The organism is Saccharothrix longispora, from assembly GCF_030852425.1.
GTDB classification, from domain to species: domain Bacteria; phylum Actinomycetota; class Actinomycetes; order Mycobacteriales; family Pseudonocardiaceae; genus Actinosynnema; species Actinosynnema longispora.
Map to the genome: position 1 here is coordinate 78,059 of NZ_NSDM01000014.1, position 12,289 is coordinate 90,347.

Sequence of the window (12,289 nt, forward strand, 5' to 3'; positions counted from 1 at the left end):
CACCCGCGCCGGGACTGCCCGCGGATCACCCGGCGGCGCCGCTCCCCGAGCCGATCCCGTCCAGCTCGGCGAGGTCGTCACGGGAGAGCGGGACGCCCGCGCCCGCGACGTTCTCCACCAGGTGCGCCACCGACGAGGTGCCGGGGATGAGCAGGACGTTCGGCGATCGTCGCAGCAGCCAGGCCAGGGCGACCGACATCGGTGTCGTGCCCAGCCGCGAGGCGACGGCCGACAGCGCCGAGGACTGCAGCGGGCTGAACCCGCCCAGCGGGAAGAAGGGCACGTACGCGATGCCCTTGCCGGCGAGGTCGTCGATCAGCGCGTCGTCGTGCCGGTGAGCGAGGTTGTACATGTTCTGCACGCACGCGACCGGCGCGATCGCCAGGGCTTCGGCGACCTGGTCCGCGGTGGCGTTGGAAACGCCGAGGTGCCGGATCAAGCCCTGCTGCTGGAGCTCGACCAGGGTGCCGAACGCCTCGGCCGGCGAACCGGGCTGCGTTCCCCGGGCGTCGCCGAGCCGGAGGTTGACCAGGTCGAGCCGGTCGACGCCGAGGGTTTCCAGGTCCTCGTGGACGGCGCGGCGCAGGTCCTCGGGCCGCCGGGCCGGGGGCCAGCCGCCCTGCTCGTCGCGGTGCGCGCCGACCTTGGTCACGATGTGCAGCGATTCGGGGTAGGGGTGCAGCGCTTCGCGGATGAGCTCGTTGGTGACGCGCGGGCCGTAGGCGCCGGAGGTGTCGATGTGGGTGATGCCGAGGTCGACGGCCTCGCGCAGGACGGCGAGCGCGCCGTCGCGGTCGGCGGGCGGGCCCATGACCCCGGGGCCGGCCAGTTGCATGGCGCCGTAGCCGAACCGGGTGACGGTCAGGTCGCCCAGGGACCAGGTGCCGCCGGGCAGGGGAACAGCGGTGTCGTCGGTGCTCATGCCGTCGATGCTCGCCCGCGGCCGGAGGAGGCCGCCAACACCGATCCGGTCACCTGTGATACCCGACCGGTATCACGGCGGGGCTAGGCTGGTGGCGTGGACACCGTGGAGACCCGCGAGTTGCGGTACTTCATCGCCGTCGCCGACGAACTGCACTTCGGCCGCGCCGCCGAGCGCCTCGGCATCGCCCAGCCCCCGTTGTCCCGGGCGATCCAGCAGCTCGAGCGGCGCCTCGGCGTCGCCCTGCTGGAGCGCGATCGCCGCGGCGTCTCGCTGACCGGCGCCGGCGAGGTCCTGCTCCAGGAGGGCCGTGCGGCTCTCGACGCGACCACCGCCGCCGTCCGCCGCACCCGCCGCGCCGGGGGCGCCGGCGGTCCGGGTGGCCCCCGGGAGCGCCTGGTGCTGGCGGTGAAGGCGGGCGCGTTCCACGAGCTGCTGGACAAGCTCCTCGACGCCCACGCGGCCGAACCCGGCGCCGCCGAGATCGAGGTCCTGCCGAGCGGCACGTGCGAACAGGAGGGGATGTTGCGCGACGGGCGCGCCGACGTGGCGCTCATGCACGCGCCGTTCAACTCCCTCGCCGGGTTCGACAGCGTCGAACTGATGACGGAGGGCCAGGTGGCGATCCTGCCCGCGAAGCACCCCCTGGCCGAGCGCACGAGGCTGTCCCTGGCGGAGATCTCGGACGTCCCCGACCTCCCGCTCGCCCGCTGGCCCCGCCACGGCACCTACCCGCCCGGCCCGGGTCCCGAGGTCCACGACCAGACGCAGCTGGCCCAGTTGATCGCCCTCGGCCGCACCGCGGCGGTCTTCCCCGAGTCCGCCCGCACCTGGCTGTGGGACGAGCACGTCGCCGTCCCGCTGAGCGACGCCCCCCTGGTCACCACCCACATCGCCTGGCCCGCGCACAGCCGCTCCCGCGCCCTGGCCGGGCTGGTCCGGACGGCCTCGCGGCTGTGACCGCGCCGGTGAACCCCGGCGATCCACCGGTGACCGGCAGCTCCGCGAGCGCCCGGCACGTCCACCGGGTCTCGTCCCCTGATCAGTCGTCCGGTCGACCGGCGGCGGACACGGAGACCCGGACGAGCCTCCCCCTCCTCCACTGCAAGCCGAGTCGGTGCTCGGCGAGGTCGTAGTTGACGGTGACCTCGCCGGTGGCGCGGTTCTCCCAGCTGTTGTGCGGGAGGGCACCGTGCGCCCGCACGTGGGCGTCGACCGGTCCGCGCCGCCCATCGAGGTCGAGCCCGCGGATCACGCGGTCGGCGCCCGGGCAGAGCGCGACATCGACGGTGATCTTCTTGACCACCCCGTCGAGCAACGCGATGTCGACACCACCGGGACTCGGGTCCGCGGTGTCCGGCGCACCGTGCCGGACGGTCGAGTCGGGGAAGATCCCGCGCAGCTCCGCGTACGGCGCAGAGCGCTCGGACGCGCCCAGGGCGGCGTACATCGTCGCGATGACGCCGGTCAACGACGTCCCGGGGACAGGGGGTGGCTCGGCCGGGAAGGGCTCGGCCTTCCGCGGCGCCGGTCGCGGGTCCCGACCACCGAAGTCGGCCACCCGGTCCCAGACCCAGTCGGCCATCGACGCGGCGACGGGCTCGTCGGGGTGTCCGGGTCGGCGCTCGACCAGCGCCCCGAACGCGACGACGACCAGGTACGCCCCGGCGTCGTCGGTCATCACCTGCTCCCAGACCTCGTTCTCGGGCCAGTCCGGGTGCGCTGCCGGATCGGCCTCGATCCCGGCGCTCATCGCGATGATCTCGGCTGCCGACATCAGGCGGAACGACCCGGCCGGCCCCCAGGCCGCACCGGAGCCGGGCTGCTGACCGTCGTGCCAGGCCACCAGGTCCTCCGCGGCCACGGAGCCGAGCTTGTCGCTCCCGGGCACGTCGGAGATCGGAACCCCCGGTCGCAGGGTGGCGCGCAGGTCGGCGGGCATCACGTCGTCCAACGCGGCCAGCGCGGAAGCCAGGTCGGTGCCGAGCACCTGGTCGCGCAGTTGTCGCCACCCCAGCTCGATCACCCCGCTGCGGCGGATGTCGTCCAGCGTGATGTCCTGGGCGTGGGCGTTCCCGACGATCCGCAGCATCGTCCGAGCGGTCCCCACCAAACCCTGCAACAGGTCTTCCGTCGGGTTCTCGCGCAGCAGTCGCAGCCCGAGTCGTTCGGCGTCGGCGAACCGGTACTGCACCAGGTAGGCCCAGCCGAGCAGCAGGGCGACCCGGGAGTTCGCCGCATCGGCCCGGACTGCCTCCTCGGCCGCGGGGACGAACCGGTCGGGCGGTGCGAAGCTGCCCAGCAGGCACGCCGCGCGCTGCCCGAGCGCGTGGGGGAGTTCGTCCGGCGTCGTCCGGGAGCACAGTGCCACCGCCTCGTCGAGTTGGCGCCACCCGTCCTCGTGCTCCCCGCAGAGTGCCCGGGCGAAGCCCAGCTCCATCCAGTCGCCCCACCCCTCGTGGTCCTCGCCCAGCACCGCGCGCGCCCAGCGCAGCGCCTCGGGATGATCGTGCTCGGCCACCGCCAGGTGCCGAAGGGCACGAGCCGCGTTGATGAACTGGTGGTCGCGGCGACCGGCCACCTGGAGGTAGAGGCGCCGCGCTTCGCCGGTCCGGCCGCAGACCTCGTGGTGGTTGGCGAGCAGCAGCGACACGCTGCTCCGCTCCGGCTGGACCGCGAGCACCTGCGAGGCCAGCTCGGCGACCTGGGGATGCGCCGGCTGTGCCGCGAACAGCTCCCAGGCCAGGTCCAGGTTCCGCTCCACGGCGTCGTCGCCCGCGGCCGTGCGGCCGGTGTCCCTCATCGCATGCCCCGCCTGACCCGGTACGCCCGGAGCTGGTCGAAGGTGCCGTCGTCGACGCCGTACTCCAGCACCGGCGCCACCTGGTCGAACCAGGACGTCGTGGACGGGGTGACGCCGCCGACCGCGGCCAGCACCGCGTCGGTGGTGACCGGTACCAGCTCACCGCGGTCCATCGACTCGACCATGGCCTGCTGCAGCACGGTGGTCGTCAGGTGACTGAGATCGGCACCGGAGAACCCCTCCGTGGCCGCCGCGACGGCGACGACATCCACACCGTCGGCGGGCTTGCCCTCCAGCGCGCCCCTGACGATCGCCGCCCTGGCGGCCGCGTCCGGTGGCAGCACCAGCACCGTCTTGTCGATCCGGCCCGGTCGGCGCAGCGCGGAGTCGATGTCCCACGGCCGGTTCGTGGCGGCCAGGAAGTAGACCCCGTCGTTCGCGCCGGCCACGCCGTCGAGCTCCTCCAGCAGCTGGGTGACGAGCATCCGCATCGCCTGCGACCCGCCGCCACCGGAGGTGCGCCGTCCGCCGAGCGCGTCGAACTCGTCGACGAAGACCACGCACGGCGCTGCCGCGCGCGCATCGCGGAACACGCTCTGGATCGCCTTCTCGCTCTCCCCGACCCACTTGCCGAGCAGGTCCGCGAGGGTCACGTGGATGAAGGACGCTCCGAGATCGCCGGCGATCGCCCTGGCGATGAACGTCTTGCCGCACCCGGGTGGGCCGTACATCAGCAACGACCCGCCCGGCTTCTGCCCGAACGCCGCCGCCAGCCCGGGGTTGCGCAGCGGAGCCAGGAACGCGGTGTCCAGGTGCCGCTTGACCTCGGCGAGGCCCGCGACGTCGGCCAGCGTCACCGTCGGGCGTTCGGCGTCCCACAGCGACGCGGACACGGCGGCGCCGCCGTCCCGACGGTCCTCGCGGGTCGGGGTCGGAACCGGTGTCGGCTCGCTCCCCCCGGCCCGCACCGCCGGTGCGGGCGGCGCGGCCGGGGGCGTGGTCCCGTCGACCCGCGGCGCGTTCGAGGTTCGCAACCGCGCCGCCATCAACCGGGCGCGCAGCAGGCGGACCCGCGCCGGATCACCGCCGAGCGCCTCGAACGCTCCCAGTTCGGTGGCGGCGCGGTCGGCGTCCTGCTCCAGCAGCAGCGTGATGAAATCCTCGCGCAACGCCAGGTTGCCCGAGTCCGCCTCCACCTCGCGCGCGATCACCTCGACGAAGCTGTCACCCGGGTCGGCACCACTCACTGCCCGGTCCCTCCGACCCAGCCCTTGAGCAGCCCCAGGTTCGCCAACGGGATGTAGTGACCGAGCCGGGGGTGGTCCAGCGTCACACCGAAGACGCCGGCCTGGCCGAACGAGGCGACGTAGTCGATCGCAGCCGGCATCGGCACGCCGAACAAGGGCGCCGAGCCGCTCTCCGGGTCGACCAGTCCGAGGGTGCGGGTGGCCTCGTCCGCCCGCGCGGCGCTGCTGTAGAGGCAGATCATCGGCCCCTGTCCGGCGGCCACGGCATAGGGACTGGGTCGGTCGGCCGGGCCCCGCGCGATGAAGAACCAGTGCTCCAACGCGCTCACCTGCCGCCACAGCGCGATCTGCGCCGTCGTGTCCCCCACGGGCGCCGCCCTGACCGCCGCATCGAGGCGGTCCAGCTCGGCGACCACCTCGGGCTTGTCGTCCCCGGTCATTCGGCTCCCTCTCGTCTGCCCTGCTGTCCACAGTGGCGGTCACGACCCCGAACGCGCGCACCCGTCCGGTGCAAGACCGGGGACGAGCACGCCGTCGACCACGGACGCGCGATCGGACGCACCGGCACGTCGGGCGTCGGCGGAAACCGGATGATGTCGTGCTCGCCTCGGCCGCTGTCCGCGACGATGTCGCCGCAGCCCGTGCCGGCGGGGTCGTCAGCGCGAAGCCGGACGGGGTCGTTGACCGACAGCCGACCTCGATCCCGCGACCGGCAAACTACCCGGGTGGCGAACGGGCCGCATCGGTCGTTCGCACCACACCCGCGCGGCCGTGGCGGGGCACGTGGCCACCCGTGACCGCCGCTGGTCGATCCACGACCGCAGGCTGACGCGGCGGCTGGTCGGCAGCGACGACCGGGAGGAGTCCACGTTCCCCGACGGGCCGTCCGGCCCGACCCCGCGGTTGTCCGACACCGCCACCGCCGCTGTTCGGCTCGTTCGACGACGGCGCGGGCACGTTGCCCGCGCCGGGGAGCAGGGCGGCGCGCCGGTCCGCATCCGCTTCCCGCGGCACCGCTCAGGCGGTCGCCTTGTCCGGGTCGGGTTGCATCGCCACCAGGACGATCGCGCCGAGGGTGAGCGCGACGCTGATGAGGATCACCGGCAGGTAGCCGTGCGCGGCGTCGGCGAGGACGGCGCCGAGCTGGCTGCTGGCCGCGACGGCGACCATGTGCAGCGCCCACAGCACGCCGATCGCGGTGCCCTTGCGGCCGCGCGGCAGGATCTTCGCGATCCACATCGTGGTGGCGACCACCGTGATCAGGTAGCTGGCGCCGAACAGCGCGCCGAACACCAGCACGGTGAACTCGGCGGCGAAGAACGGCGCGATCATCATCGCCGTGGCCCGCAGCGCGTAGCCGCCGATCAGCGTCGCCCGGACCAGGCCCTTGTCGCACAGCCGACCCGCCACGAGCGAGCCGACGATCTCCAGCCCGCCCAGCAGCACGAACGCCACCGAACTGGTCACCGGCGCCACGCCGTGGTCGTGCATGTGCGGGAAGAGGTGGACGTCGATGAACGCCATCGTGGTGCCGCACGCGACGAACGGCAGGATCAGGCCGCGCACCCGCTTGTCGGCGAACGCGATCCGGATGCCCGCCCAGAAGCCGTGCTCGGCGGGCGCGGGCGGGGCGGAGTTGCGGTTGGAGTAGCGCACCAGCAGCAAGGACAGCGGCAACATCACCACCAGGAACACCACGCCGACGCCCAGCAGGATCTGCCGCCACGACGTGACGGCGCCCAGGAACGTCCACAACGGCACGAGCACCATGAACCCGACCGCCGCGCCGTTGGTCAGCACCGCGTACAGGAACCCGGCGTTGCGGCCCTGGAACAGCTGGTCGGCCAGCACGCCCAGCGGCACGAACGACAGCATCGTGCAGCCGATCGCGCCGAGGATGCCGTAGGTCGGGACGAACACCCGGATGTCGGTGGCCAGCGCGCAGACCACCAGCACCACGCCGGTGATACCCGCGCCGATCGCCAACACCGGCACCGCGCCGATCCGGTCGGCCAGGTGTCCCACCGCGGACGAGGCGAGCGCCGTCACGACGGCGAACAGCGTCGTGCCGATCGCGAGCGTGCCGCGGTTGACGTCGAAGTCGTCCGCGATCGGCAGGAACAGCACCTGCACGGTGGACTTCATCGACGAGCCCGCCATGGAGATGACGAAGCTGACGGTCGTGGCGAACACCGCGAACGCGGTGATGCCGGACGCGACCTTGGGCAGGGTGCTCATTTTTCTCCAGACCGCCTCGCGGCGCAGTCCCCCAGGACTCGTTCATGCTGCCACGCGCCCTGGGCTGGGAGAACACCGCTGTTCCCGATGGACGTTGCTCCGAAGGCACCAACGCGGCGATCCCCCGACGCGACGACCGGCGCGAGCCCATAGGAATTCCCGATAGCGGCCACCGGTGGCCTATCCTGTGGCCGCCCGAACCGGTCGACGCGGAGGCCCGGACCATGTCCAAGATCGTCAAGGCGGTCCTCGCCCTGCGCCGGGGCGAGCCGGTCGCACTCCGCGAGATCGTCGTGCCCGACCCCGGCCCCGGCGAGGCCACGGTCCGGGTGCTGGCGTCCGGTGTCTGCCACACCGACCTGCACTACCGCGACGGCGTGATCGGCGACGCCTTCCCGTACCTGCTGGGGCACGAGGCGTCCGGCATCGTGGAGCAGGTCGGCGCCGGCGTGGACAACGTCGCACCCGGCGACTTCGTCGTGCTGAACTGGCGCGCGGTGTGCGGCCGCTGCCGAGCGTGCCGCCGCGGCCGCGCCGAGTCCTGCGTGGACGACTACACGGCGAGCACGCCGATGACGCTCACCGACGGCACGCCGTTGCAGCCCGCGCTGGGCATCGGCGCGTTCGCGGAGCTGACCCTGGTGCACGCGGGCCAGTGCACGCCGGTGTCCCCGAAGGCCGACCCCGCCGTCGCCGCGCTGCTGGGATGCGGCGTCATGTCCGGCCTGGGGGCGGCGATGAACACCGCCGGCGTGACGACGGGCGACACCGTGGCCGTGATCGGCGCGGGCGGCGTGGGGTGCGCGGCCGTCGCGGGCGCCACACTCGCCGGCGCCACCACGATCATCGCGGTGGACCTGGACGAGCGGAAGCTGGGCCACGCGCGGGCACTGGGCGCGACCGACGTGATCGACGCCGTCCGCACACCGGACGTGGTCGCCGCGATCCGCGGCCTGACCGACGACCTCGGCGCGGACGTGGTGATCGACGCCGCGGGCACGCCCGAGACGTGGAAGCAGGCGTTCTACGCCCGGGCGCTCGGCGGCACGTTCGTCCTGGTCGCCCGCCCGGACTCCTCGATGAGACTGGAGATGCCGCTGCTGGACACGTTCCTGCGCAACGGCACCTACCGCACCAGCTGGTACGGCGACTGCCTCCCGTCCCGCGACTTCGGCCCGTTGGTCGACCTGCACCTGCAAGGCCGGCTGCCACTGGACCACTTCGTCACCGAACGCATCGGCCTGACCGGTGTGGAGGGGGCGTTCACCTCGATGCGCGCCGGTGACGTGCTGCGCAGCGTGGTGGTCTTCACCTGAAGGTCGGGTCGCCGACCTCCACGCCACGGCACCCGACATCGGACCGACCGCGGCTCGAGGTGCCCACCAAGCCGCGAGCCCGATCACGGTGCCCGCCGACCAGCGCGACGTGTCCGACCAGTCCGTCACGACGATCACCGCGATCGCCGACGCCGCTTCCCGCACCCCGCACGGCCCCTGCCGAATCCTGGCCACGGCCGTCATCCTGGCCACGGTCATCGACAGCGAACCACGAGCAGCACCATCAATCCTGACCGTTCAAGGCCTGTGCTCGGGCGCGGACAGGCCGGACGACGACTCCACCACCAGGCTGCCGACATGAACCTCCGGTCAGCCTCATTCCCACCCTTGGTACTCCCGCCGGGGCACCGGAGTGATCAGGCGTTCCGCAGGTCGGTCCTGTTCCTCTCGCGGGACCAGCATCGGGGCGGAATGCCAGTTCCCGGTCCAGTCCCGTTCCCATTGGTCTCCTGCGGGGTGCGCGGTCGGGGGTCCGCGTGCGCAGCACGTCCGCGTTGTCCACAGCGATGCAGCCGGGGCGGTCTGGCAGACACGGTCCGGAACAGCCGGCCGATCGGTGGCCATCCGTGCCGGCGGGCGCGACTCGGAGCCGACGCCATCGGTGTCGAACCTGCTCGTACGGGCGGTCGTGCTGAGCCCGTCGACCGTGAACGCTTGAGGTGCCGCGTCTTACCGTCGGGTCGGTGCCCGGCGAGGCCCGATGCTCCATCCCGGTGGCCGTGCGCGCCGATCCGGTCGTAGGCGGCAATGCGGACTTCTTGCCCGATAGAGTGACAAAGTCATGATCGACTACTGGATGCGAGGGGAAGTCACCAGTGGCTGTTCCCGTGGACTTGGCCAAGCAGCTGGACAAGGCGTACGAGGGGTTGACCGTGGCCGAGGTCCTCGACGCGCCGATCGCGGCGTTGGCCGGGGTCAGCGAGGGTGACGCGGAGAAGCTGGCCGCGGCATTCAACATCAAGACGGTACGGGACCTGGGGACGAGCAAGTACTTCAAGCTCGCGGCGACCCCGGTGGACCTGGACCAGGTCGCCAAGTAGCGTCGCGGGGTCGGTGATTCGACGGGGCGCGGACCTGGAGGCTCGCGCCCCGTCGGCTTCCCCGCACAGCCGGCATGCATGCAACAATCGCATGGCCGCCGGTGACCAAGCGACGCTTCGCCGTTTCGCTGCTCAAGCGGCAGACCCACGGACGGGCGAACTTCGCCCTGCTGTGCAAGCGAATCCTGTTCAACCAGAAGCAGCGGCGGAGTTCGACGACCCTTCAGCTCGAACCGTTGATCACGCAGTCAGCGACAGAACCACTCGTTCACAGTCCCCCGCCCCGAATCGCGGGACCACCACGAAGAGAACCCCGTCGTCACGGGACTACACGGAGGACGATCCGATGAGCGTGCTCGACCTGTCCACCCGCTCAGATCGGGCACCGCCGCCGCGGCAGCGCGGCTCGAACCGGGAACGGCTCGTACCAGGTGGGTGCGCGGGCTGCGCCCGGACGTCCGAGTCGAGCCCACGACGAAGCCTTCTCAAGCGGCACAGCCCGGTGCTACGCCCTGGCCTGCCGGACGCCCCGCCGCCACACTTCCCTGATCGACAGGGAGTCGCCGATGTTCCTCGTCGGGTCACCGTCGACCAGCAGCAGATCCGCACGAGCCCCCTGGACGATGCGGCCCCGGTCGGACAGGCCGAACCGGCGCGCCGGCGCGGAGGTCGCCGCACGCAGCGCCGCGATAGGGCTGAGACCCGCTTTCACCAGCAGTTGCATCTCGTGGTGGACGCTCGCGCCGTGCGCCATCCCGCCCAGTTCCGGCCACGCCACGGACACGTCGGTGCCCACCAGGAGGTCCACTCCGGCGGCGTGCAACGCCCCGACTGTCGCGAGAACCGCGTCGAAGTCGCCCTCCGGGTACTTGTCGAGACTGCCGTTGAGGGTGTCGCGCCACTCGGGACTCAGCCTGGGTCCCACCCGTTCGTCGGTCGCGAGTTCGGCACCGGTCCGGCCCATGATCGAAGCGTTGAGGCACAGGCACGGCGTGATGAACACCCCGGAACGCACGATGCTCTCGACGAGTTCGGGCGTGTGCGGGCGGTCGATGAACAAGTGGGCGAGACCGCTCACACCCGCTGCGATGGCCTGCTCGGTCGCCGCGACGGTCAACGTGTGCGCGACGGCCAACTTGCCGAGCCGCCGCGTCTCCAGCACTGCGGCCCTGATCGTCTCGTCGCTCATCACCGGCAGGTCCGGCGCACCCAGGACGCGCCCGTCCTCGATCATGATCTTGATGAAGTCCGAGCCGGCCCCGATCCGCAGGCGAACGGCGGCGACGGCCTGTTCGGGAGTCGTGACCTCGGACTCGGCGGGGTTGGACCCGGACGGGCCCTCGGGCGGCCCCTGCCCGTCGCCCTCGGCCCCGGGCGGCGGGCCGTCGGGCACCAGCTCGCTGGGGTGGCCCCCCGGCGCGGTCAAGCCGAATCCCGCGGATCGGACGTCGGCCAGGTCGTCGCGGTCTGCGATGGACTCTCGTCCTTTCGCGTCGAACCCGCCCTGCATCTCCAGCTCGGTGGTGACACCGAACAGCAGCGCGTTGCGCAAGCCGTCCTCGGAGGTGTGCACGTGCGCGTCGATCAGCCCGGGCAGCAACGTGGCGCCGAGGGCGTCGACGATTCGGGCGTTCGACGGCGCATCCCCGGTGATCCCGATCACGGACCCACCCTCGATCAGGACGGTGTGCTGATCGAGCACCCGCTCGCCGTCGAAGATCCGTGCGTTGGTGATGGCGGTCAGACCGGAGGACGGTTGCTCCGGGCCGTCGGTGGAGCATGCGGCGACCAGGGCCGACGACCCGGCCGCCACCGCGGCGGCACCGACCGACCCCAGCAGGGCACGACGACTGACAGGACACATCGAGGCAGCTCCGTTCAGGATGAGCGCGATCACATTTATGCATGTTGCCTACATGTGCAACTTACATACATTCGCTTGCGCGGTGTGCTCTTCCTGAGAGAACCCTCAGCCGACGGGCCCGACGCGCCGAGGCGCACTCAACCCTTGATCGCCTCGGTCGCCGAGTCGACGTACTTGATGATCAGCCGCGCAAGCTCCCGGCGCTCGGACTCGGGCCAGTCACGGGTGATGCGCTCGAACGCCTGGCGCTGTTGCGACCGGAAGCGGTCGCGAAGGCCGAGTCCCGCCTCGGTGAGCCGGAGCACCGCCCGGCGACCGTCCGCCTGCGAGGGCAGGCGCAGGAGGTAACCGTGGGAGATGCAGTCGGCGACCATCCTGCTGGCCACGGAAGGATCGACGCCCAAGACGTCCGCCACGTCCCCGACGCCGATCTCCCCCTCGGCCTCGTCGACGACGTTCAGCACCAGGTTCCGGTTCAGGTCTTTGCGCTCGACCGGCGGATCGACGACCACCTGCGTCGTACGCCTGCGCAGCCGTGCGAACGCAGGACCGATCAAGTCCAACAGGTCGTCACCCGCAGCGTCTCGGGATTGGTCGTCGTTCGTCACATATCGACTCTAGGACATCGTGGACAAAAGACACATGCCCGACGTCACGCACACACTCGACTTCGCACATACAACTGCAAGCGGTCACCAGGCGTGTGGCCGTTCGGGCCTCGACGCCGCCCCCACCGAACGACCCCCGTCATCCTGAAACGACCCGCACCGCCTGAACACATCACCGCAGGCCATACGACACGGGTCGGGTTTCCGGACTTCACAGCTGCCGCACTACC

Annotated in this window: 11 protein-coding genes; 4 read left to right on the forward strand and 7 right to left on the reverse strand. The window is 71.8% G+C overall.

The window, feature by feature from the left end; genetic code table 11:
• Nucleotides 1-25: 25 nt before the first annotated feature.
• Complete coding sequence (locus CKY47_RS29080; protein WP_306749514.1) at nt 26-922, reverse strand: aldo/keto reductase family oxidoreductase; 897 nt, start codon at nt 920-922, stop codon at nt 26-28.
• Nucleotides 923-1,018: 96 nt separating this feature from the next.
• Here CKY47_RS29080 and CKY47_RS29085 point away from each other — a divergent pair, with 96 nt between their 5' ends.
• Nucleotides 1,019-1,882, forward strand: a complete 864-nt coding sequence (locus CKY47_RS29085) for a LysR family transcriptional regulator (protein ID WP_306749515.1) — start codon at nt 1,019-1,021, stop codon at nt 1,880-1,882.
• 82 nt (nt 1,883-1,964) lie between these two features.
• On the opposite strand, the gene CKY47_RS29090 is transcribed toward CKY47_RS29085, so the two are convergent.
• The 4 genes from CKY47_RS29090 to CKY47_RS29105 form a co-directional block, all read right to left on the reverse strand.
• Nucleotides 1,965-3,725 (reverse strand): tetratricopeptide repeat protein, encoded by a 1,761-nt coding sequence (locus CKY47_RS29090; RefSeq protein WP_306749516.1) that lies wholly within the window; start codon nt 3,723-3,725, stop codon nt 1,965-1,967.
• Nucleotides 3,722-4,972: an ATP-binding protein gene (locus tag CKY47_RS29095; RefSeq protein WP_306749517.1), complete on the reverse strand. Its 1,251-nt coding sequence runs from the start codon at nt 4,970-4,972 to the stop codon at nt 3,722-3,724. Before CKY47_RS29095 ends, CKY47_RS29090 begins: the two co-directional genes overlap by 4 nt.
• Nucleotides 4,969-5,412 carry a hypothetical protein gene (locus CKY47_RS29100; RefSeq protein ID WP_306749518.1) on the reverse strand — a complete coding sequence of 148 codons (444 nt, stop codon included), beginning with the start codon at nt 5,410-5,412 and terminating at the stop codon, nt 4,969-4,971. The genes CKY47_RS29095 and CKY47_RS29100 overlap by 4 nt, the downstream gene beginning before the upstream one ends.
• 577 nt (nt 5,413-5,989) lie before the next feature.
• Complete coding sequence (locus CKY47_RS29105; protein WP_306749519.1) at nt 5,990-7,210, reverse strand: MFS transporter; 1,221 nt, start codon at nt 7,208-7,210, stop codon at nt 5,990-5,992.
• A 224-nt stretch (nt 7,211-7,434) separates the two neighbouring features.
• Between CKY47_RS29105 and CKY47_RS29110 the strand changes: the two genes are divergently transcribed.
• The 3 genes from CKY47_RS29110 to CKY47_RS29120 all read left to right on the forward strand — a co-directional run bounded on the left by CKY47_RS29110 (nt 7,435) and on the right by CKY47_RS29120 (nt 9,587).
• Nucleotides 7,435-8,526 (forward strand): S-(hydroxymethyl)mycothiol dehydrogenase, encoded by a 1,092-nt coding sequence (locus tag CKY47_RS29110; protein WP_306749520.1) that lies wholly within the window; start codon nt 7,435-7,437, stop codon nt 8,524-8,526.
• A gap of 88 nt (nt 8,527-8,614) precedes the next feature.
• On the forward strand, nt 8,615-8,848 hold the full coding sequence (locus CKY47_RS29115) for a hypothetical protein (protein ID WP_306749521.1): 234 nt from the start codon (nt 8,615-8,617) through the stop codon (nt 8,846-8,848).
• Between the two features lie 514 nt (nt 8,849-9,362).
• The gene (locus CKY47_RS29120; protein ID WP_306749522.1) at nt 9,363-9,587 is read left to right on the forward strand and encodes a hypothetical protein; all 225 of its coding nucleotides are present in this window, start codon (nt 9,363-9,365) and stop codon (nt 9,585-9,587) included.
• Between the two features lie 505 nt (nt 9,588-10,092).
• Here CKY47_RS29120 and CKY47_RS29125 read toward each other — a convergent pair.
• Both CKY47_RS29125 and CKY47_RS29130 read right to left on the reverse strand, forming a co-directional pair.
• On the reverse strand, nt 10,093-11,484 hold the full coding sequence (locus CKY47_RS29125) for an amidohydrolase family protein (protein WP_306749523.1): 1,392 nt from the start codon (nt 11,482-11,484) through the stop codon (nt 10,093-10,095).
• Between the two features lie 104 nt (nt 11,485-11,588).
• Entirely contained in the window at nt 11,589-12,059 is a 471-nt protein-coding gene (locus tag CKY47_RS29130; RefSeq protein WP_306749524.1) for a MarR family winged helix-turn-helix transcriptional regulator, read from the reverse strand.
• Nucleotides 12,060-12,289 lie beyond the last annotated feature (230 nt).

Coding starts and splice junctions, on each gene's coding strand:
- CKY47_RS29100 (WP_306749518.1), bottom strand. CDS start 5,412: ATGACCGGGGACGACAAGCCCGAGGTGGTCGCCGAGCTGGACCGCCTC.
- CKY47_RS29105 (WP_306749519.1), bottom strand. CDS start 7,210: ATGAGCACCCTGCCCAAGGTCGCGTCCGGCATCACCGCGTTCGCGGTG.
- CKY47_RS29090 (WP_306749516.1), bottom strand. CDS start 3,725: ATGAGGGACACCGGCCGCACGGCCGCGGGCGACGACGCCGTGGAGCGG.
- CKY47_RS29110 (WP_306749520.1), top strand. CDS start 7,435: ATGTCCAAGATCGTCAAGGCGGTCCTCGCCCTGCGCCGGGGCGAGCCG.
- CKY47_RS29080 (WP_306749514.1), bottom strand. CDS start 922: ATGAGCACCGACGACACCGCTGTTCCCCTGCCCGGCGGCACCTGGTCC.